This window comes from Clostridium sp. 'White wine YQ' (assembly GCF_028728205.1).
Taxonomy (GTDB): domain Bacteria; phylum Bacillota; class Clostridia; order Clostridiales; family Clostridiaceae; genus Clostridium_T.
Window position 1 is genome coordinate 1,162,276 of the sequence record NZ_JAQYUU010000001.1, and the last position, 20,544, is coordinate 1,182,819.

The following is a 20,544-nucleotide window of genomic DNA, read 5'->3' on the forward strand; positions in this document are numbered from 1 at the left end:
GGAAAATCTGTGTATATAATTTTAGCGATATTAGCATTTTCTGTTTTGATAATTGTACATGAATTAGGTCATTTTATAATGGCAAAAGTTAATGGTGTAAGAGTAGATGAGTTTTCCATAGGCTTTGGACCTAGACTCATAGGTGTAAAAATTGGTGAAACAGATTACTGCTTAAGAGTTCTTCCTTTTGGAGGTAGAGTAGCTATGCTCGGGGAAGAAGGTAGTGATGATGAAGCAGAAGGAGTAGATTATAGCAGAAGTTTAAATGCTAAACATCCTTTAAGAAAAATTTCAATAATAATAGCTGGTGTAGCAATGAATTACCTATTAGCAATTATTATTTTCTTAGTTATGGCTTTAAACTTGGGTATTACTTTACCAGAAATAAAAGAAGTTATCCCAAATTCAGCTGCAGAGCAAGTTGGATTAAAGCCTGGAGATAAATTTCTTAAAATAGACGATGTTAACATATTAACAGCTGATGATGTTACTGTGGCAGTAGCTATGTCTAAAGGTAATGAAATGAAAGTTAAGATACAAAGTGAAAGTGGTATAAAGGATTTAGCATTAACCCCTAAATTAAATAAAGATACAGGGTCCTATCAAATAGGTTTTTACTTTAATGGTATAGAAAAGCCTTCATTTGGCCAAAGTGTTACTTATAGCATGAAAGAAACAGTATCTTTAGTAAAACAAACTTTCTTAGGCTTTAAGCAAATTTTCTCTGGAAAAGCAAATCTTAAAACTGATGTTGGCGGACCAGTGACTATAATTAAAATGAGTGGAGCTGCTGCGAAAGCTGGTATATGGAATCTTTTATTCTTTGTTGCATTAATATCAGTGAATTTGGCAGTATTAAATTTATTACCATTTCCAGCATTAGATGGTGGTTGGGCCTTCTTTATATTAATTGAATTAATAACTGGAAAGAAAATACCACCTAGATTCCTAAACGCAGTTAATTCTGTAGGATTAATGGTTCTTTTGGGATTGATGGTCTTAGTAACAATTAAAGATATAATTTTTCCAGTTAATTTTTAGGAGTGTAAATAAATGAATAGAAAAGAAACAAGAAAAATAAAGGTTGGTAACATATATATCGGTGGAGATAGTAGAATTACTGTTCAATCCATGACCAATACAGATACAAGAGATGCTGAAAGTACAATTAAACAAATAAGAGAGCTACAAATAGCAGGTTGTGATATAATAAGATCTGCAGTACCTGATATGGAGGCAGCAGAACAAATTTCTAAAATTGTTAAAGGAATTAGCATTCCTTTAGTAGCTGATATTCATTTTGATTATAGATTAGCTTTAGAGTCTATTAAAAATGGTGTTTCTGCTATAAGAATAAACCCTGGTAACATAGGTTCAATGGAAAGAGTAAAAATGGTTGCTGAAGCTTGCAAGGATAAAGGAATTCCTATAAGAATCGGAGTAAATTCTGGCTCTTTAGAGAAGGAACTTTTAGAGAAGTATGGAAAGCCATGCCCAGAGGCATTTGTTGAAAGTGCTCTAAAAAGTGCTGCAATCTTAGAAAGCGTAAATTTTAGAGATATAGTAATATCCATTAAATCATCTAATGTAAATACAATGATAGAAAGCTATAGATTAATGAGTGAAAAATCTGATTATCCGTTGCACCTTGGAGTAACTGAATCAGGTACGCCTTGGAGAGGAACAATTAAATCCTCTATTGGTATAGGCACACTTTTATCTGAAGGAATAGGAGATACTTTGAGGGTATCCTTAACAGGAGATCCTATTGAAGAAGTTAAAGTTGGTAATGAAATTCTTAAAGCACTTGATATAAAAAAAGGTGGGATAGAATTCGTATCATGTCCTACTTGCGGAAGAACTCAAATAGACCTTATAAAGATAGCCAATATAGTTGAACAAAAGCTAGCTGAATGTAAGAAAGATATTAAAGTTGCTATAATGGGATGCGTAGTAAATGGTCCTGGTGAAGCAAGAGAAGCTGATATTGGAATAGCTGGTGGAAAAGGCGAAGGTATTATATTTAAAAAAGGTGAGATTTTAAAGAAAGTAAAAGAAGAATATTTAGTTGAAGAACTAATGAAAGAAATTGATAAATTATAATTTAAAGAAGGGTAACCCCTTCTTTAAATATTTTAACTATGGGAGGATTTATTCTTGAGTAAGGAATTTATTGATTCAATAAAAAATGAAATAGAAAAAATAGAAGCCTTAGAAGATAAGAATATTCGAATTTCTGGTTTTCAATTTATGAAGAAAAGCAATAAATTGAAGGCTGTAATTAGAAGTAGTGAATCTCTTTCAAATGAGGAAGAAAAGATACTAAAAAATATAATAACAAAAAAATTAAATCTTAGTTTACATATTGATGTAATAACATTAATAGATATTTCTAACATAACGTTACAAGAAGTGGTTAATAAACATTGGAATGAATTAGTTCAAGAGATAATAAAGAAACATCCTCTAGCTAAAGAGATACTTTTATCAGGTAAGAAAGAGGTTAATGATAATTCTATAGTTATTTCTTATGGTTCAGAAATATTAATAAAGGTTGCAAAGTCTCAAAAAATCCAAGACTTATTAAAAAGGTATATTTCATATCTTTTCGGCATAACGGCACTAGTATCGTTTAAATTTGATGAAAATATAGATGCTGCAATAAGTAAGGAATACGAATCTTTTAAAAAGCAAGAAACTGAGAAGATTATAAAAGAAATTAAAACTGTAGTTGCAACTTCAGTTACTAAAGACTCAAAACCAAAAGAAAATCAACAAAAGTATTCTAATCAGGAAAGTAAGGATACAAAAATTGATAATGAAAATCTAATAATGGGTAGAGTTATTATGGAAAACTCTGTTCCTATAAAGAGTATAAGTGAAGAGTCTGGAACCGTAGCGATTACAGGTGAAATCTTTAAAGTTGAAGCTAGAGAAACTAAAAGTGGTAAAATACTACTTACTTTCTTTATTACTGATTATTCCTCTTCTATTATTGCTAAAGCCTTCCTTAATTCAAAAGTACAAGAAAGAGTTTTGGAAAATGTTAAAAAGGGATTATACTGCAAAATACGAGGAGAAGCTAGATATGATAATTATTCAAGAGAAGTAACCTTCAATGTTAAAGATATAGTTAAAATGCAAAAAATACAAAAGCAAGATCTAAGTGATGAAAAAAGAGTAGAGTTACATTGTCATACTACAATGAGTACAATGGACGCTGTTACTTCAGCATCAAAACTAATTGAAAGAGCAGCCAAATGGGGACATCCAGCTATAGCCATTACAGATCACGGTGTAGTTCAAGCATTCCCAGAAGCTATGGATGCTGCAAAAAAACATGGTATTAAAGTAATCTATGGAGTTGAAGGATATTTAGTTGATAATGGTGTACCTATTGCACTTAATGAAAAGGGAGAATCTTTAGATGATACTTATGTAGTTTTCGATTTAGAAACCACAGGTTTCTCCTCAAAAAATGATGAAATTATTGAAATAGGTGCCGTAAAAGTTCAAAATGGTTCAATAATTGATAACTTCTCTACATTTGTTAATCCTGGAAGAGGTATTCCTTATAATATTACCGAATTAACTTCAATTACAGATGACATGGTAGCAAATGCACCTTCAATTGAAGAGATTCTACCTAAATTTTTAGAATTTTGTACAGATAGTGTTCTAGTTGCACATAATGCTAATTTTGATACATCTTTTATAAAAACAAGCTGCAGTAAATATTCATTACCTTTTGATTTTACTATTATAGATACAGTTCCTTTAGCTAGATTCTTATATCCTGAGCTTAAAAGAGTGAAGCTAAATATAGTAGCAAAACATTTAGGTATTTCACTAGAAAATCATCATAGAGCTGTTGATGATGCAAAAGCTACAGCTGAAATATTATTAAAATGTTTTGAGAAGATTAAAGAGGACTTAAACATATTTGATTTAAAGAAATTAAATGAAGAATTTTTAAGTAATGTAGATATTAAAAAACTTCCAGCATACCACATAATATTATTAGCCAAAAATCAAGCTGGACTTAAAAACCTATATAACCTTATAAGTATTTCACATTTAGATAATTTCTTTAAAAGACCTAGAATACCTAAAACATTACTAGAGCAGTATAGAGAAGGACTAATTATAGGTTCTGCCTGCGAAGCCGGTCAAGTCTATAAAGAGATTCTTTCTGGTAAGAGTGATGAAGAGTTAGAAGATATTGTTAGATCTTATGACTATTTAGAAATTCAGCCTATAGCTAATAATAATTTTCTTATTGAAAAAGGAAATGTAAAAGATGAGGAAGAGCTTAAAAATATAAATAGAAGAATTTATGATTTAGGTAAAAAGTATGGAAAGGATACAGTTGCAACCTGTGATGTTCACTTTATAGATCCAGAAGATGCAATCTATAGAGCAATTATACTTGCTGGACAGGGTTTTGGTGATGCTGATAGTCAGCCACCGTTATATCTTAGAACTACTGATGAAATGCTTAAGGAATTTAGCTATTTAGGGGCTGATATAGCAAAAGAAGTTGTTATTACAAATCCAAATAAGATTGCAGACTCAGTTGATTCATGTAAGCCAATTCCAGATGAAACATATCCTCCTAAAATTGATGGAGCAGAAGATGATATTAAAAATATGACTTTAAATAAAGTTCATAGTATTTACGGTGATAACCTACCTGAAGTAGTTCAGAAGAGATTAGATAAAGAATTAAATTCTATAATTTCAAATGGTTATGCGGTACTATATTTGATTGCACAAAAGCTTGTTGCAAAATCAATTTCAGATGGATATCTAGTTGGTTCAAGAGGATCTGTAGGTTCTTCCTTCGTAGCTACAATGTCAGATATAACTGAGGTTAATGGATTACCTCCACACTATGTATGTCCAAATTGCAAAAAATCTGAATTCTTTTTAGACGGATCTATAAGTTCAGGTGCAGATTTACCTGATAAAAATTGTCCGGATTGTGGAACTCTCTATAAAAAAGATGGTCATGATATTCCATTTGAAACCTTCTTAGGTTTTGAAGGTGATAAAGAGCCCGATATAGATTTAAATTTCTCTGGAGATAATCAGGGAGTCATCCATAGGTATACGGAAGTTCTATTTGGAAAAGGGTATACATTTAAAGCAGGTACAATAGGTACAGTTGCTGAAAAAACTGCATACGGATATGTAAGAAAATATCTAGATGAGAGAAATATTATTACATCATCAGCAGAAATAGAACGTCTAACTATAGGGTGTACAGGAATAAAAAGAACTACAGGACAGCATCCAGGTGGAATTATGGTTGTTCCTAGAGATAATGATATCCATAATTTTTGTCCCGTACAGCATCCAGCAGACGATAGTGAATCAGATGTAGTAACAACACATTTCGATTATCACTCAATAAGTGGTAGACTTCTAAAGTTAGATATACTTGGTCACGACGATCCAACCGTTTTAAGAATGTTACAAGACTTAACAGGCTTAGATCCAAAGACAATCCCTCTTCATGATGACAAAGTTTTAAGCTTGTTTACTAGCCCTGATGCGTTAGGAGTAACAAAGGAAGAACTTGAATGTGAAGTAGGTACTTATGGACTTCCTGAGTTTGGAACCAAATTCGTTAGACAAATGCTTTTAGATACTAAACCACAAACCTTTGCCGATTTGGTTAGAATTTCAGGCCTTTCTCATGGTACTGATGTATGGCTTAATAATGCTCAATATTATATAAAAGAAGGATATACTACATTAGGCGAATGTATCTCTACAAGAGATGACATTATGGTTTACTTAATTTACAAAGGAGTTCCCCCTAAAACTGCATTTAACATAATGGAGAAAGTAAGAAAAGGAAAAGGTGTATCAGAGGAATATGAGCAAATAATGAAAGAAAATAATGTTCCTGAATGGTATATTGAATCTTGTAAAAAGATTAAATACATGTTCCCTAAAGGCCACGCGGTGGCTTATGTTATGATGGCAGTAAGAATAGCTTACTTTAAGGTTTATTATCCATTAGCCTATTATGCAACCTACTTTACAGTTAGAGCTGATGATTTTGATGCGGATTTAATTTGTAAGGGAGAAGCTGCTATTAAAAATAAATTACAAGAACTTTATGAACTTGGTAACAATGTTACTCAAAAAGATAAAGGTTTGACTACTATTTTAGAAATTTCCTTTGAAATGATTAAGAGAGGCTTCAAATTCTTAAAAGTAGATCTATATAAATCCCATGCTACAAAATTCTTAATTGAAGATGGATTTATAAGACCACCAATAAATTCTTTACAAGGTGTTGGTGCAAATGCAGCAAAGAGTATAGCTGAATGTAGAGAGAATGGTGAATTTATCTCAAAAGAAGATTTAAGATTACGAGCCAAGGTTTCTAAGACTGTAATTGAAACCTTATCTAATCATGGTTGCTTAGAAGGATTAGGTGAAACTAATCAAATATCCTTATTTGGTTAAATTTCTTTCTAAAGGGTATTGTAATAAATTTCTACCTATGATATTATAACTTATGAAGCTTAATTAATAGAAACAGGAAGGGAGTGGACAATTGTCCGCTCTTTCTATTTTATGAAACGCAACTCCTAAGGTTGCGTTTTTAGTTAGGTTTCATAGTTTATATTCAATATAGTCGTAAATAAAGTTTCTCTATTAAAACCCTTAGCTTAGGCTATACTAAATGTAAACTATAATAAATTTTTAAGGAGGTACATTATGAGTGAAATAGAAAACAAATTACATGAACTAGTTAAACCAATAGTAGAAGACAACGGATATGAGCTATATCATGTAGAATATGTTAAAGAACAAAATGAGTATTATTTAAGAATATATATAGATTCTACTAATGGAATATCACTTAATGACTGTGAAACAGTAAGTAGAGCAGTAAGTGATATGTTAGATGTAACTGATCCAATTAAAGACCAATATTATTTAGAAGTTTCTTCTCCAGGTATTGATAGACAATTATTTACTGAAGAACATATTGCAAAAAGCATAGGTTTACAAGTTTTAGTTAAGCTATCAAAAGCTGTTGATGGTCATAAGAACATAAAAGGAAAATTACTTGAAACTACTGAGAATGAAATTATTGTAGAAAACGATAATGATAAAGTTACAATACCTAAAGAAAAGATTAAAACCATAAATATTATAGGTGAGATATAAATTAAGGGAGGGTATATTAATGAATGAAGAATTCATTACAGCATTAAGAGAGATAATTAAAGATAAAGGGATTAGTGAGGATTTGATTTTTGCTACAATTGAAGATGCTCTAATAAATGCCTATAAGAAAAACTATTCATTTGGTAGTGATAGAGGAGCTCAAAACGTAAGAATTAGTATCAATAAAGACACTGGAGAAATTCATGTTTACTCACAAAGAGAAGTAGTTGAAGATGTATACGATGCACTTACTGAAATTGAACTACCTGATGCAAAGGAAATTAATCCTAATTATGAATATGGTGATATAGTTGAAATTGAAGTTACTCCAAGAAATTTTGGTAGAGTAGCTGCTATGCAAGCTAAACAAGTTGTTTTGCAAAGAATTAAAGAAGCAGAACGTAAAATTGTTTACAATGAATTCAAAGAAAAAGAATTCGACATTATCTCTGGTACTGTTATAAGAAAAGATAGAGGTAACGTTTTTGTTGATTTAGGTAAATTAGAAGCAATATTAGGACCTAATGAACAAATGGCAGGAGAAGCTTATAATTTTAATGAAATGTTAAAGTTATATATAGTTGAAGTTAAAAACGGTTCAAAAGGACCTCAAGTATTAGTTTCAAGAACTCATCCTGGATTAGTTAGAAGACTTTTTGAACTTGAAGTTCCTGAAATATATTCAGGTGTTGTTGAGATAAAATCAATAGCTAGAGAAGCTGGTTCAAGAACTAAGATTGCTGTATACTCAAATGAAGAAGATGTTGATCCAATGGGAGCTTGCGTAGGTCCTAAAGGTCAAAGAGTTCAAAATATCGTTAATGAACTAAAAAATGAAAAGATAGATATAATTAAATGGAGCAAGGAACCTGAAGAATTTATAGCTAATGCATTAAGCCCATCTAAAGTTCTAGATGTTCAAGTTGATGAAGATAATAAATCAGCTAAAGTTGTAGTTGACGATTCCCAGCTTTCACTAGCAATAGGTAAAGAAGGCCAAAATGTTAGACTTGCTGCAAAATTAACTAACTGGAAAATTGACATTAAAAGCAAATCTCAAGTAGAAGAATAAAAAGAATAGAGAGGTGTTTTTAATGAAAGTTAAAAAGATTCCTATGAGAATGTGTAATGGATGCATGGAAATGAAACCAAAAAAAGAATTGATTAGAATCGTTAAATCTCCAGAAGGTGATGTTTCAGTAGATCTTACTGGAAAGAAAGCTGGTAGAGGTGCTTATATATGCAAAGACTTTGAATGTCTTGAAAAAGCATATAAGTCTAGACGACTTAATAAGAACTTACAAAATGAGATAAGTAACGATGTCTATGAAAAGCTAAAGGATGAAATAAATAATGATAAATAAATTTTTTCAATTCTTAGGTTTGTCAAAAAGAGCTGGAAAATTACTTGAAGGATATAACAAGTGTAATGATGCATTAAATAAAAGAGAAATCTTTTTATTTATTCTATCTCTTGATATATCGGAAAGAACTAAAAAGCTTTTTATAACTTATTGTGAAAAAAATAATATTCCCTATATACTAGATTTTTATAAAGAAGATCTTGGGAGTGCAATTGGTCGTGCAGAAGTTAATATAATTGGAGTTACAGATGATAATATCTCAAAGAAGCTATTATCACTATATGAAGAAAATAAACAAATTTAACCAAAATATTCGGGGGTGAATATATGTCTAAAATTAGAGTATATGAATTAGCAAAAGAATTAGGTGTTTCAAGTAAAGACTTAATTACTTTGTTAGAAGAAGAATTTTCAATAATTGTAAAGAATCACATGAGTGTTATAGAGGATGAAGATGCTGAACTTATAAAAGAACTTTTATCAGGAAGCTCAAAATCCGAATTAACTTCTGATTCTTCTGAACCAAAAACTATTGTAGACGAATATGAAGATATGGTTGCTGAAGAAGTAAACAATCAATCGAAGAAGAAGAAAAAAGGTAAAGGCAAGAAAAATGAAGAGGATTCTGAAAATGGTGAATCTGCTGGTAGCGATAAAATTATTGAAATAGGCGATAGTATCACTGTTAAGGATCTTGCTGATAAACTTAATAAACCAAGTACAGAAGTTATAAGAACTTTAATGTTCTCTGGTGTAATGGCTGCACTTAATCAAGAAATAGATTTTGAAACTGCTGAAAAGGTAGCTGAAAAATTTGAAATTATGGTAGAAAGAAAATCTGATGATCTTACTTTAGAAAAAGTTGAAGAAGAAGTTGAAGAATCAGAAGAGAATCTTAAGAAAAGACCTCCTATTATAACTGTAATGGGACACGTTGACCACGGTAAAACTTCTTTACTTGATGCAATAAGAAAATCAAGTGTAACAGAAAGAGAAGCTGGTGGTATTACACAACATATAGGTGCTTATACAGTTACAGTTAATGGAGAAAAAATAACATTCTTAGATACTCCAGGCCACGAAGCATTTACTGCTATGCGTGCTAGAGGTGCACAAATTACTGATATAGTAATTCTAGTTGTTGCTGCAGATGATGGAATAATGCCTCAAACTAAAGAAGCTATTAATCACTGTAAAGCTGCTGGAGTTCCTATGATAGTTGCTATAAACAAAATGGATAGACCTGGTGCTAACCCAGATAGAGTTAAACAAGAATTAACAGAACATGGATTAGTAGCGGAAGACTGGGGTGGAGATACTATATGTGTAAATGTTTCTGCCAAAACTCATGAAAACCTTGATACCTTATTAGAAATGGTACTTCTTACTGCTGAAATGCAAGAATTAACTGCAAATCCTGATAGAAGAGCTAAAGGAACAGTTGTAGAAGCTGAGCTTGATAAAGGTAGAGGAGCTGTTGCTACTTTATTAGTTCAAAATGGTACATTACATGTAGGAGATTCTATTATTGTTGGTTCAACATACGGAAGAATCAGAGCTATGTTTGATGATAAAGGTAAGAAGATAAAGTCAGCTGGACCTTCAATCCCAGTTGAGATACTTGGTCTTTCAGAAGTTCCTGCAGCAGGTGATAGATTTAACGTTGTTAAAGATGAAAAGACTGCTAGAACTATGGCTGAATCAAGAAAAGAAAAAGTTAGAGATGAACAACTTAATTCAAACCATAGAGTTTCATTAGAAGATTTATATTCTCAAATAAAAGAAGGTAAGATAAAAGAACTTCCAGTAGTTGTAAAAGCTGATGTTCAAGGTTCAGTAGAAGCTATTAAATCTTCACTTGAAAAACTTTCTACAGATGATGTAAAAGTTAGAGTTATTCACGGTGGAGTTGGAGCTATTACTGAAACTGATGTAACTCTAGCTGCAGCATCAAATGCAATAATTATAGGATTCAACGTTAGACCTGATACTAATGCAAGTATTGTTGCTGATAAAGAATCTGTAGATATGAAAACTTATAGAATAATCTATGAAGCAATAGAAGATATTAAATCTGCTATGATTGGAATGCTTGATCCAGATTACAAGGAAGTTGTATTAGGTAAGGCAGAAGTTAGAATGACATATAAAATCTCTAATGTTGGTACTATAGCTGGTTCTTATGTACTTGATGGTAAGTTAGTAAGAAACTCTGATGTAAGAATAATAAGAGATGGAATCGTAATTTTTGAATCTACTTTAGGTTCTTTAAAGAGATTCAAAGATGATGTTAAAGAAGTTAATGCTGGATATGAATGTGGTATTACAGTTGAAAAATTCAATGACATTAAAGAAGGAGATATTGTAGAAGCATTTACAGTAGAAGCAATAAAGAGAAAAGAACTATAAAGAGGTGATTTTATGGCTAATTACAGAGGCGGAAGAATTAATGAAGAAGTTAAAAAAATTATTTCTTCCCTAATTCAATACGAGATTAAAGACCCTAGAATGTCAGCCATGGTTTCAGTTACAGATGTTAATGTAACAAAGGATTTAAGATATGCTAAAGTTTTCGTTTCAATCTTTACGAATAATGAAGAGGAAAAGAAAGCAACGTTGCAAGCACTAAAGAGTGCAAGTGGTTTTATTAGAAGAGAGTTAGGACATAAAATAAATCTAAGATATACTCCTGAAGTTTTATTTGAAGAAGATTCCTCAATATCTAATGGTATGTATATCGATTCTTTAATTGAAAAGATTAAGGAGAAATAATCATGGATGAAGTAATAAAAAAAATAAATGAATCCTTAAATATAGGCATAACTTATCATATTTCACCAGATGGTGACGCATTAGGAAGTGCATTAGCATTACTAATGGGACTTAAGAAATATGGAAAAAATGCATATATAATTTCAAAAGACATAGTTTCAGATGACATGGGATATTTACCATGTTCATCTGAAGTTAATGGCTTTCAAGTAACACCTAAGGAAGATACAGACTTAGTAATAGTTGTAGATTGCGGTAATTTAGAAAGAATTTCAGCAGATTTAGGTAATTACTCTGGTACTATAATAAACATAGACCATCATTTGTCAAATGATGAATATGGCACTATAAATTATATAGATGTAAATGCTGCAGCAACTGCTGAGATAATATATTCCCTTTTAAAGACTATGAATATAATTATAAATAAAGATATAGCTACATGTTTATATACTTCCCTGGTTACTGATACAGGTTCATTTAGATTTTCAAATGTTACTAAGAGAAGTCATGAAATAGCTGGTGAGTTAATTGAGCTAGGCATTGATAACTCCTCAATACATTCTGAAATATTTGACAATAAACCATTAAATAGCCTTAAAATTCTTGGAGAAATACTAAAGAATATTAAAGTGTATTTTGATGGGAAAGTTTCTTATCTTGAGTTAACAAAGGATATTTGTGATGACTGCGAAGATGTATCAGATGTTGTTAATTTCGGACTTAAAATAAAAGGTGTAGAAGTTGCAGTTTTTATTAAGGAAATAAAAGACGGCGTCAAAGTTAGCTTAAGAAGTAAACATGATTTTGATGTAAGAAAAGTAGCTGAAGTTTTCGGCGGTGGAGGACATACCAAAGCTTCTGGAATTACATTTAGAAATAAAACTATTCAAGATGTTAAAGAACTTATTTTAACATCTATAGAAAATGAGTTGGTTTAATGAATGGCGTAATTAATATAAATAAACCTAAAGGAATTACTTCTTTTGATGTTGTTTATAAGATTAAGAAAATCTCTGGAGAAAAAAAAATAGGTCATACCGGAACACTAGATCCTTTGGCAACTGGTGTTCTACCTATTTGTCTAGGAAAAAGTACAAAATTAATTGACTATATAATGTCAGGTAAAAAGAAATACAGAGTAAAATTTCAATTAGGTATAATTACTGATACCTATGACTCAGAAGGTACCATATTAGAAGAACATGATGCTTCCTTCATAACAAAAGAAGAGGTTTTACATGTCATTAGTTCCTTTAAAGGTGATATAATGCAAGAACCACCAATGTATTCTGCATTAAAACAAAATGGAGTAAGACTATATGAGTTAGCAAGAAAAGGCATTGAAGTTGAAAGAGAAAAAAGACCAATTTCTATCTTTAATATTGAGAATATTGAGATAGATTTGCCATATATAACTATGGATGTAAGTTGTTCTAAAGGCACATATATTAGAAGCTTATGCTATGATATAGGTAAAAGTCTTAATGTAGGTGCTGTAATGAGGGAATTAACTAGAATGGCATCAGAACCTTTTGATATAAAAGATTCCGTAGATTTAGAAAGCTTGGATTTAGAAACTTTATTAAGCCATATGATTTCTTCTGAGAAAGCACTTTCAATGTATGAAAGTGTTATATTAGAAGAAGGCTATGAAAAATTACTCATAAATGGTGTGAAACTTCTAGATCCTAATTTTACAAAGAGCTTTTTTGAATTAGATGAAATATATAAAGTATATAATTCCAAAAATGAATTCTTAGGTTTAGGAAAAGGAACTGACCAGGGATTCAAACTACTTAAAAATCTTATGGAGTAACAAAAAGGGGAATATATAAATGATTATAATTAATGAAATTAATAATGAAGCAATCAAAGAAGATACTTATATTGCATTAGGCAGTTTTGATGGTTTACATAAAGGACATTTGACTTTAATAAATAAGGCTAGAGAATTAGCTAACGCAAATAACGGGAAAAGCATGGTATTCTCTTTTAAGAATCATCCCCTTTCATTAATTAGACCTGAATTAGCACCTAAGCTTTTAATGAGTAATGAAGAAAAGGTTAAAATACTAAGTGATTTAAAAATTGATATATTTACTTTGGTTGATTTTAATGAAAGCTTTATGAAAATTGAACCAGAAGATTTTATTTCTTTATTATGTACAAAATATAATGCAAAAGGAATAGTTGTTGGATTTAATTATAGATTTGGTTATAAAAACAAAGGTAACATAGAGCTTTTAAAAAGTTTAGAAGGAAAATATAATTTTAAGTTACATATATTAGATGCTTATACATATAAAGACGAGATAGTAAGTTCATCAAGAATTAGAGAAGAGATAAGTAGCGGAAATATTGAAGATGCCAATGAAATGCTTTCAAGAGCTTATTATATTCAAGGGAAAGTGATTCATGGTAAAAAACTTGGAAGACAGCTTGGATTTCCAACTGCAAATCTTGAATATTCTTCAGACTTTATCTTACCTAAGATAGGTGTCTATTATACAAATGTAGTTATTAATGAAAAACAATATAAAGGAATTACATCAGTTGGATATAACCCTACAGTAAAAGGTGAAAATTTAACTGTAGAAACATATATATTAGATTTTGATGAAGATATATATGATAAGATACTAAAAGTTTATTTTATCAAAAGAATAAGAGATGAGGAAAACTTTGCATCTTTAGATGAATTAATAGCACAATTAAATTCTGACAAAGAATTTGCTGTAAAAGAGTCTTTAAGTATTAATTTGTAAAAATTCATTTACAATGGAAAATTCTTTTGTTATAATACTCTTTAGGAACCTACTTCTAAGAGTTAAGACTAGCCGACTTTCTTCTTGGAAATAGGGGATAAATTACGGAGGTGTATTTACATGGATAAAACTAAAAAGGCAGAAATTATTGCAAAATATGCTAGACATGAAGGAGATACTGGTTCTCCAGAAGTTCAAATTGCTCTATTAAGTGAAAGAATAAACTCTTTAACTGAGCATTTAAGAACACATAAAAAAGACCACCATTCAAGAAGAGGTCTTTTAATGATGGTTGGACAAAGAAGAGGTTTATTAAACTATCTTAACAGCATCGATATCGAAAGATACAGAACAATCATCCAACAATTAGGATTAAGAAGATAATTATAGAGCGGTATATCCGCTCTATTGTTTTAGAAGGGCAAAATTTGTAAAATTATGTAGATACTTACATAACCTAAAGGAGGTTAATTTATGAGCCATATTTATTCAACAACTGTTGCCGGAAGAGAAATGAAAGTAGAATTTGGTAACATTGGTATGTTATCTGATTGTGCTATGTTTATGAGTTATGGTGACACAGTTGTTTTAACAAATGTAAATGCTTCAGAAAAACCAAGAGATGGAATAGACTTCTTTCCATTAAGCGTTGAATATGAAGAAAGACTATATGCAGTAGGTAAAATACCTGGTGGATTTATTAAAAGAGAAGGAAGACCTTCTGAAAACGCTATTTTAAATGGTAGAGCAATCGATAGATCATTAAGACCTTTATTTCCAAAGGGTTTCAGAAATGATGTTCAAGTAGTTTGTACAGTTGTATCTGTAGAAAACGATAATCTTCCAGAAATTTTAGCAATTAATGCAGCTTCTACTGCATTAGCATTATCAAGCATTCCATTTACGACTCCAGTTGCAGGTGTTCAAGTAGGATTAATTGACGGAAACTTTGTTATAAATCCAACATCAGCTCAAAGAGAAAAATCTGAAATGTTCTTAACAGTTTGTGCTACAAAAGACAAGGTAATGATGATTGAAGCTGGTGGAAATGAAATACCAGAAGAAACTATGATCAATGCTATTAATTTTGGATTTGAAGAATGTAAGAAGATTGCATTATTCCAAGAAGAGTGTGTTAAACAATTCGGTAAAGAAAAGATAGTTCCTGAATTACACAAGGTAGACGATGCTCTAGCTCAAGATGTAAGAGATTACTCATATGAAATATTAAAGACAGCGATGTATATTATTGATAAAAATGAGAGAAACTTAGCAGTAGATGAAGCTAAGGCTAAAGTTCTTGATGCATTTAAAGAAAAATATCCTGATAACATGAGTGATGTTGGTGAAGTAGTATACAGCATCCAAAAAGAAGTAGTAAGACACATGTTATTAAAAGAACATAGAAGACCTGATGGAAGAAGATTTGATGAAATAAGACCTATAAACTGCGAAGTTAATGTACTTCCAAGAACGCATGGAACTGGTATCTTTACTAGAGGATTAACTCAAGTAATGACTGTTGCTACATTAGGTGCAATTGGTGATGTGCAAGTTCTTGATGGTATAGGTGAAGAGCAATCTAAGAGATACATGCATCATTATAATTTCCCTGCATATAGTGTTGGAGAAGTTAGACCATTAAGAGGACCAGGAAGAAGAGAAATTGGTCATGGAGCTTTAGCAGAAAGAGCTTTAGAACCATTAATACCTTCTGAAGAAGAATTCCCATATACTATAAGATTAGTATCAGAAGTTTTAAGTTCAAATGGATCTACATCTCAAGCTTCTGTATGCGGATCTACATTAGCATTATTAGATGCTGGTGTACCAATAAAAAGACCAGCTGCAGGTATTGCAATGGGATTAATTACTTCAGAAGACTTAACTGAAGAAGGCGTTATAACAGATATTCAAGGAATAGAAGATTTCTTTGGAGATATGGACTTTAAAGTAGCAGGTACAGAAGTAGGTATTACTTCAATTCAAGTTGATACAAAGCTAGCTGGACTTTCAGCTTATGTTATAAGAACTGCTATAGAAAATGCTAAGAAAGCTAGAATGGAAATTTTAGATAAAATCAATGCTTGTATATCTGGTCCAAGAGAAGAAGTATCAGAATTTGCACCAAAGACTTCAGCTATGCAAATAGATCCTGATAAAATTAGAGATGTAATTGGAGCTGGTGGTAAAGTAATTAATAAAATAATTGCTGACACAGGTGTTAAAATTGATATTAAAGATGATGGTAAGATATTTATATCTTCTTCTGACTCAGCAGGGGTTAAGCAAGCAATTGGTATAATTGAAGGTTTAACAAAAGAAGTTAAGGTTGGAGAAGTTTACTTAGGTAAAGTAACTAAGATAGCTGCATTTGGAGCATTTGTAGAAGTTTTACCTGGAAAAGAAGGATTAGTTCACATTTCAAAACTTGATGTAAATAGAGTAAATAAAGTTGAAGATATTGTATCAGTTGGGGATGAAATATTAGTAAAAGTTACTGAAATTGATGCTCAAGGAAGAGTTAACCTTTCTAGAAAAGATGCGATTGTAGATACTGAAAAAAAAGATGAAGAATAAATAGAAGGGCAATTATAGTTGCCTTTTTATTTTTTAAATGGAGGCATTATGTATAACTTATATACTTTAAAAAATGGATTAAGAATTGTAACTGAAAAAATCGACTACATTAATTCCATTAGCATTGGTGTTTTGGTTAATAATGGTTCTAGAAATGAGAATCCAAGTATTAATGGAATATCTCACTTTATTGAACATATGTTATTTAAAGGTACAAATAAAAGGACTGCCAAGGAAATCGTAGAAGAAATAGAGAATGTTGGTGGTCAAATAAATGCATATACTAGTAAAGAATCAACATGTTATTATATTAAAGCTTTAAATACACATTTAGAACTTTCTATAGACATTTTAGCTGATATGATTCTAAACTCTAAATTAGATGACGAAGAAATATCTAAAGAACAAGGAGTAGTAATAGAAGAAATCAATATGAACGAGGATACTCCTGAGGAAGTTTTAGGCGATGTATACGCTAAAGCAGCCTTTGGTGATGACTCGTTATCCTATGCAATTTTAGGTACTCCTAAAACTGTATCAAGCTTTAATTCAAAGAAGCTAAAAGATTTCATAAATAACAACTATACTACTAAAAATACTGTCATTTCAATATGTGGAAATTTTGATGAATCTGAATTAAAAGCTTTAATAGAAAATTACTTTGGTATTTGGGAAGAAACTTCAAATAGATCTTTTGAATATTCAAAGTCTAAATTAGAAGAAAACTTTTTATATACTGAAAAAAATATAGAGCAACTTCATATTAACTTTGGACTAAAAGGTGTTCCTAATGGTGATGAAAGAGGTTATAGTTTAGTTCTTCTAAATAATATACTTGGTGGTGGAGCATCCTCTATTTTATTCCAAAAAGTTAGAGAAGAGTTAGGTTTATGCTATTCAATATACTCATATCTGCTACCATTTCAAAATGTTGGTGCATTTAATGTATATACTGGTTTAAGTCCAACATACGCTGGTAAAGCTATTTCTGTTATTAAAGAGGAGTTAAATAAATTTAAAACAAAAGAATTTACGCAAGAAGAGATAAATATAAATAAAGAGAAGATTAAAGCACATTATATTTTGGGATTAGAGAGTACCTCTGCAAGGATGTTTAATAACGGTAAATCCGTGCTATTCCAAAATAAAATAAATACTCCAGAAGATATAATTAAAAAAATAGATAGAATTAATAAAGATTCCATAAAAGAAGTTCAAAGTTTTTGTTTTGATGATGGAATTATAAATGGAGCATTTGTTGGAAAAAGTATTTCTCTTGATGAATTATCTGCTCAATGCGAGAAGGAAGTTTTTGCTTATAATTCTCTAAAGGCAACATTAGTATAGTTACAATATAATATTATGTAAATTTTAAGAATGTATTTAGTTATAAATTACCTCCTTAATTCATATTATGTTTTAAGGGGGTAATGCTATGAGTGAAAATATTAAAACATTAAGTGAAATGGAACGTTTTGAAATAATTAACGTAAATGACGGAGAAAAATATAGTTATTTATCTAATAATGATATTATAATTGATGATGATGGAAATCTTAAGTTTTTAATCATTAATTTAAACAACTCAAAATTTTCATTTTTCGGAGGTAGTGAATATTTAGAAATACCTTGGGAGTATGTAAAGAAAATAGGATCAAAAACTATAATTCTAGATGTAGAAGAAGAGAATATAAAACGTGCAAGGTTATAAAATTAAGAGGAAGTGGATATTTTGAAATTTTTAGTACAAAAATTCGGTGGCACATCTGTATCAACTGAAAGTAGAAGAAAGTTTGTAGTAGAAAAAGTAAAAGCAGCTATAGATGAAGGCTTTTCACCTGTAGTTATTGTTTCTGCTATGGGTAGAAAAGGTGAACCTTATGCAACAGATACATTGTTATCTTTGCTTGATGATAAATTTAAAGAAGAAAATAAACAGGCTACAGACCTATTAATGTGTTGTGGTGAAATAATAAGTGCAGTAGTAATGAGTAATGAATTAAATAAAATTGGTCTTAAGGCTATGCCATTAACAGGTGGACAAGCTGGTATCGTAACTAACGATGACTTTACTAACGCTACTTCAACTAATGTGGATATTAAAATGTTAAGTGACATAATTTCTAAGGGATATATCCCAGTAATAACTGGATTTCAAGGAGTGACAAAAGAAGGCTTTATAACTACCTTAGGTAGAGGAGGAAGTGATACATCTGCTTCCTTAATTGGTGTTGCTTTAAATGCTCACGAGATCCAAATATATACCGATGTAGATGGAATAATGACTGCTGATCCAAGAATTGTAGAAGATGCTTCTTTAATAGATGTAATCAGTTATAGTGAAGTTTTCCAATTAGCAGATCAAGGTGCTAAAGTAATTCATCCTAAAGCAGTCGATATTGCAATGAGAGGAAATGTGCCGCTAGTAATTAAGAATACAATGAATAATTGTTCCGGTACATTAATAAATAGTATAGGAGATTCAAATAGCTCAAGAATAATAACTGGAATTACATATTTGAACAATAGAATACAAGTTTCTATTAAATTAGAGGATAATCAAGGCAATCCTCATTATAAGGAGCTTTTAGATATTGTTGCAAATAATGATATCAGTTTGGATTTAATAAATATATTTCCAAAAGAAAAGATTTTTACAATTGATAGCAGTAAGAAAAACATGCTAGAAACAATATTTAAAAATATTAATATTAAATATTCCTTAATTGAAAATTGTAGTAAAATCTCAGTTATAGGCTCAAGAATGGCTGGAATACCTGGTGTAATGGCAAAGATAATAAAAGCATTAAGTGATAGTAATATAGATGTACTTCAAACTGCTGACTCTCATAGCACTATTTGGTGTTTAATCGAAAGCGATAAGGTAAGTGAAGCTACTAATATTTTACACAAGACTTTTCAATTATAAGATTTTAAGTTTTACAAATAACTTATTTAAACAAGAATAAATTGAGAATCCTATAGTATAAAAATACTCCTCTTGTACAAAATATAAAGGTACAGGAGGAGTGTTTGTTATGACTTATGATAATCCTATAAATTTAAATAAAAAAAATCCTAATGAAAATAATTTTTATTCTGCTGAATCCCAAGCTGAAGAAAAAAAAGAAAAGAATGAGGAAATTGAATCAATTAAAGAAGTTGGTAATACAGAACCTGTAAAGCCTGATGAAAGAATTCAAGTTATTTCTATAATTGGTCAAATAGAAGGGCATATGATTTTGCCACCAAACACCAAAACTACAAAGTATGAGCATTTAATACCTCAACTTTTATCCATTGAACAAAACCCAAATGTTAAAGGTGTTTTATTCATACTTAATACCGTTGGCGGAGATGTAGAGGCTGGGCTAGCAATAGCTGAAATGATTAATAGCATGTCTAAACCAACTGTTTCATTAGTAATTGGTGGTGGTCACTCTATAGGTGCTCCATTAGCTACCTCTGCTAAAGCATCATTTATTTCTCCGTCAGCAACAATGATTATTCATCCCATAAGGATGAACGGACTAATAATAGGAGTTCCTCAAACCTTTAATTATTTCAATAAGATGCAACAAAGAATAAATGATTTTATTGTTAGAACTTCTAAGATAGAAACAGATGAATTAAAGCGTTTAATGTTGCAGACAGATGAACTTCTTAATGATATGGGTACTATACTCATCGGAAAAGAAGCAGTTGATATTGGATTGATAGATGAAGTTGGTGGAGTAAAATCTGCTTTAGATAAACTTGAGTCTATGATAGAATAGATATGTTAAATAAACCATAGGAAAAATCCTATGGTTTATTTGTGTAAAAAAGGATATTAAATTATAATATAGAATAGAGAGATAGGGGTG

General features: G+C 30.6%; 18 protein-coding genes. All 18 read left to right on the forward strand.

What is annotated here, in order from left to right; translation table 11 throughout:
- Positions 1-9 precede the first annotated feature (9 nt).
- The 18 genes from rseP to PTZ02_RS05945 all read left to right on the forward strand — a co-directional run bounded on the left by rseP (position 10) and on the right by PTZ02_RS05945 (position 20,454).
- A complete protein-coding gene (rseP, locus tag PTZ02_RS05860; protein ID WP_274226880.1) occupies positions 10-1,041 on the forward strand; it encodes an RIP metalloprotease RseP in 1,032 nt (343 codons plus the stop codon).
- A gap of 12 nt (positions 1,042-1,053) precedes the next feature.
- A complete protein-coding gene (ispG, locus tag PTZ02_RS05865; RefSeq protein ID WP_274226881.1) occupies positions 1,054-2,103 on the forward strand; it encodes a flavodoxin-dependent (E)-4-hydroxy-3-methylbut-2-enyl-diphosphate synthase in 1,050 nt (349 codons plus the stop codon).
- 54 nt (positions 2,104-2,157) lie between these two features.
- A complete protein-coding gene (locus PTZ02_RS05870) occupies positions 2,158-6,483 on the forward strand; it encodes a PolC-type DNA polymerase III (protein ID WP_443112612.1) in 4,326 nt (1,441 codons plus the stop codon).
- Positions 6,484-6,738: 255 nt separating this feature from the next.
- The gene (gene rimP, locus PTZ02_RS05875) at positions 6,739-7,194 is read left to right on the forward strand and encodes a ribosome maturation factor RimP (protein WP_274226882.1); all 456 of its coding nucleotides are present in this window, start codon (positions 6,739-6,741) and stop codon (positions 7,192-7,194) included.
- Positions 7,195-7,213: 19 nt separating this feature from the next.
- Positions 7,214-8,266 (forward strand): transcription termination factor NusA, encoded by a 1,053-nt coding sequence (gene nusA, locus PTZ02_RS05880; RefSeq protein ID WP_274226883.1) that lies wholly within the window; start codon positions 7,214-7,216, stop codon positions 8,264-8,266.
- A gap of 22 nt (positions 8,267-8,288) precedes the next feature.
- Complete coding sequence (gene rnpM / locus PTZ02_RS05885) at positions 8,289-8,558, forward strand: RNase P modulator RnpM (protein ID WP_274226884.1); 270 nt, start codon at positions 8,289-8,291, stop codon at positions 8,556-8,558.
- Positions 8,548-8,862, forward strand: a complete 315-nt coding sequence (locus PTZ02_RS05890; RefSeq protein WP_207753582.1) for a ribosomal L7Ae/L30e/S12e/Gadd45 family protein — start codon at positions 8,548-8,550, stop codon at positions 8,860-8,862. The genes rnpM and PTZ02_RS05890 overlap by 11 nt, the downstream gene beginning before the upstream one ends.
- 23 nt (positions 8,863-8,885) lie before the next feature.
- Positions 8,886-10,967 carry a translation initiation factor IF-2 gene (gene infB, locus PTZ02_RS05895; RefSeq protein ID WP_274226885.1) on the forward strand — a complete coding sequence of 694 codons (2,082 nt, stop codon included), beginning with the start codon at positions 8,886-8,888 and terminating at the stop codon, positions 10,965-10,967.
- A gap of 12 nt (positions 10,968-10,979) precedes the next feature.
- Entirely contained in the window at positions 10,980-11,330 is a 351-nt protein-coding gene (gene rbfA / locus PTZ02_RS05900) for a 30S ribosome-binding factor RbfA (protein WP_202766263.1), read from the forward strand.
- Positions 11,327-12,271, forward strand: coding sequence for a DHH family phosphoesterase (locus PTZ02_RS05905; protein WP_274228066.1), 945 nt, complete (start codon positions 11,327-11,329; stop codon positions 12,269-12,271). The genes rbfA and PTZ02_RS05905 overlap by 4 nt, the downstream gene beginning before the upstream one ends.
- Positions 12,271-13,149 (forward strand): tRNA pseudouridine(55) synthase TruB, encoded by an 879-nt coding sequence (gene truB, locus PTZ02_RS05910; RefSeq protein ID WP_274226886.1) that lies wholly within the window; start codon positions 12,271-12,273, stop codon positions 13,147-13,149. Before PTZ02_RS05905 ends, truB begins: the two co-directional genes overlap by 1 nt.
- A 19-nt stretch (positions 13,150-13,168) precedes the next feature.
- A complete protein-coding gene (locus tag PTZ02_RS05915) occupies positions 13,169-14,098 on the forward strand; it encodes a bifunctional riboflavin kinase/FAD synthetase (RefSeq protein ID WP_274226887.1) in 930 nt (309 codons plus the stop codon).
- A 120-nt stretch (positions 14,099-14,218) separates the two neighbouring features.
- Positions 14,219-14,482, forward strand: coding sequence for a 30S ribosomal protein S15 (gene rpsO / locus PTZ02_RS05920; protein ID WP_202766266.1), 264 nt, complete (start codon positions 14,219-14,221; stop codon positions 14,480-14,482).
- A gap of 90 nt (positions 14,483-14,572) precedes the next feature.
- On the forward strand, positions 14,573-16,678 hold the full coding sequence (locus PTZ02_RS05925; RefSeq protein ID WP_274226888.1) for a polyribonucleotide nucleotidyltransferase: 2,106 nt from the start codon (positions 14,573-14,575) through the stop codon (positions 16,676-16,678).
- Between the two features lie 48 nt (positions 16,679-16,726).
- Positions 16,727-18,025: a M16 family metallopeptidase gene (locus tag PTZ02_RS05930; protein ID WP_274226889.1), complete on the forward strand. Its 1,299-nt coding sequence runs from the start codon at positions 16,727-16,729 to the stop codon at positions 18,023-18,025.
- Between the two features lie 88 nt (positions 18,026-18,113).
- A complete protein-coding gene (locus tag PTZ02_RS05935) occupies positions 18,114-18,389 on the forward strand; it encodes a YlmC/YmxH family sporulation protein (RefSeq protein WP_202766269.1) in 276 nt (91 codons plus the stop codon).
- A gap of 21 nt (positions 18,390-18,410) precedes the next feature.
- Positions 18,411-19,607 carry an aspartate kinase gene (dapG, locus tag PTZ02_RS05940; RefSeq protein WP_274226890.1) on the forward strand — a complete coding sequence of 399 codons (1,197 nt, stop codon included), beginning with the start codon at positions 18,411-18,413 and terminating at the stop codon, positions 19,605-19,607.
- 109 nt (positions 19,608-19,716) lie between these two features.
- Positions 19,717-20,454: a ClpP family protease gene (locus PTZ02_RS05945; RefSeq protein ID WP_274226891.1), complete on the forward strand. Its 738-nt coding sequence runs from the start codon at positions 19,717-19,719 to the stop codon at positions 20,452-20,454.
- Positions 20,455-20,544: the final 90 nt, after the last annotated feature.

Bases quoted from the DNA above. Each gene is read 5' to 3' on its own strand.
- ispG (WP_274226881.1), top strand. From the start codon at position 1,054: ATGAATAGAAAAGAAACAAGAAAAATAAAGGTTGGTAACATATATATC.
- rimP (WP_274226882.1), top strand. From the start codon at position 6,739: ATGAGTGAAATAGAAAACAAATTACATGAACTAGTTAAACCAATAGTA.
- nusA (WP_274226883.1), top strand. From the start codon at position 7,214: ATGAATGAAGAATTCATTACAGCATTAAGAGAGATAATTAAAGATAAA.
- rnpM (WP_274226884.1), top strand. From the start codon at position 8,289: ATGAAAGTTAAAAAGATTCCTATGAGAATGTGTAATGGATGCATGGAA.
- PTZ02_RS05890 (WP_207753582.1), top strand. From the start codon at position 8,548: ATGATAAATAAATTTTTTCAATTCTTAGGTTTGTCAAAAAGAGCTGGA.
- infB (WP_274226885.1), top strand. From the start codon at position 8,886: ATGTCTAAAATTAGAGTATATGAATTAGCAAAAGAATTAGGTGTTTCA.
- rbfA (WP_202766263.1), top strand. From the start codon at position 10,980: ATGGCTAATTACAGAGGCGGAAGAATTAATGAAGAAGTTAAAAAAATT.
- truB (WP_274226886.1), top strand. From the start codon at position 12,271: ATGAATGGCGTAATTAATATAAATAAACCTAAAGGAATTACTTCTTTT.
- PTZ02_RS05915 (WP_274226887.1), top strand. From the start codon at position 13,169: ATGATTATAATTAATGAAATTAATAATGAAGCAATCAAAGAAGATACT.
- rpsO (WP_202766266.1), top strand. From the start codon at position 14,219: ATGGATAAAACTAAAAAGGCAGAAATTATTGCAAAATATGCTAGACAT.
- PTZ02_RS05925 (WP_274226888.1), top strand. From the start codon at position 14,573: ATGAGCCATATTTATTCAACAACTGTTGCCGGAAGAGAAATGAAAGTA.
- PTZ02_RS05930 (WP_274226889.1), top strand. From the start codon at position 16,727: ATGTATAACTTATATACTTTAAAAAATGGATTAAGAATTGTAACTGAA.
- PTZ02_RS05935 (WP_202766269.1), top strand. From the start codon at position 18,114: ATGAGTGAAAATATTAAAACATTAAGTGAAATGGAACGTTTTGAAATA.
- PTZ02_RS05945 (WP_274226891.1), top strand. From the start codon at position 19,717: ATGACTTATGATAATCCTATAAATTTAAATAAAAAAAATCCTAATGAA.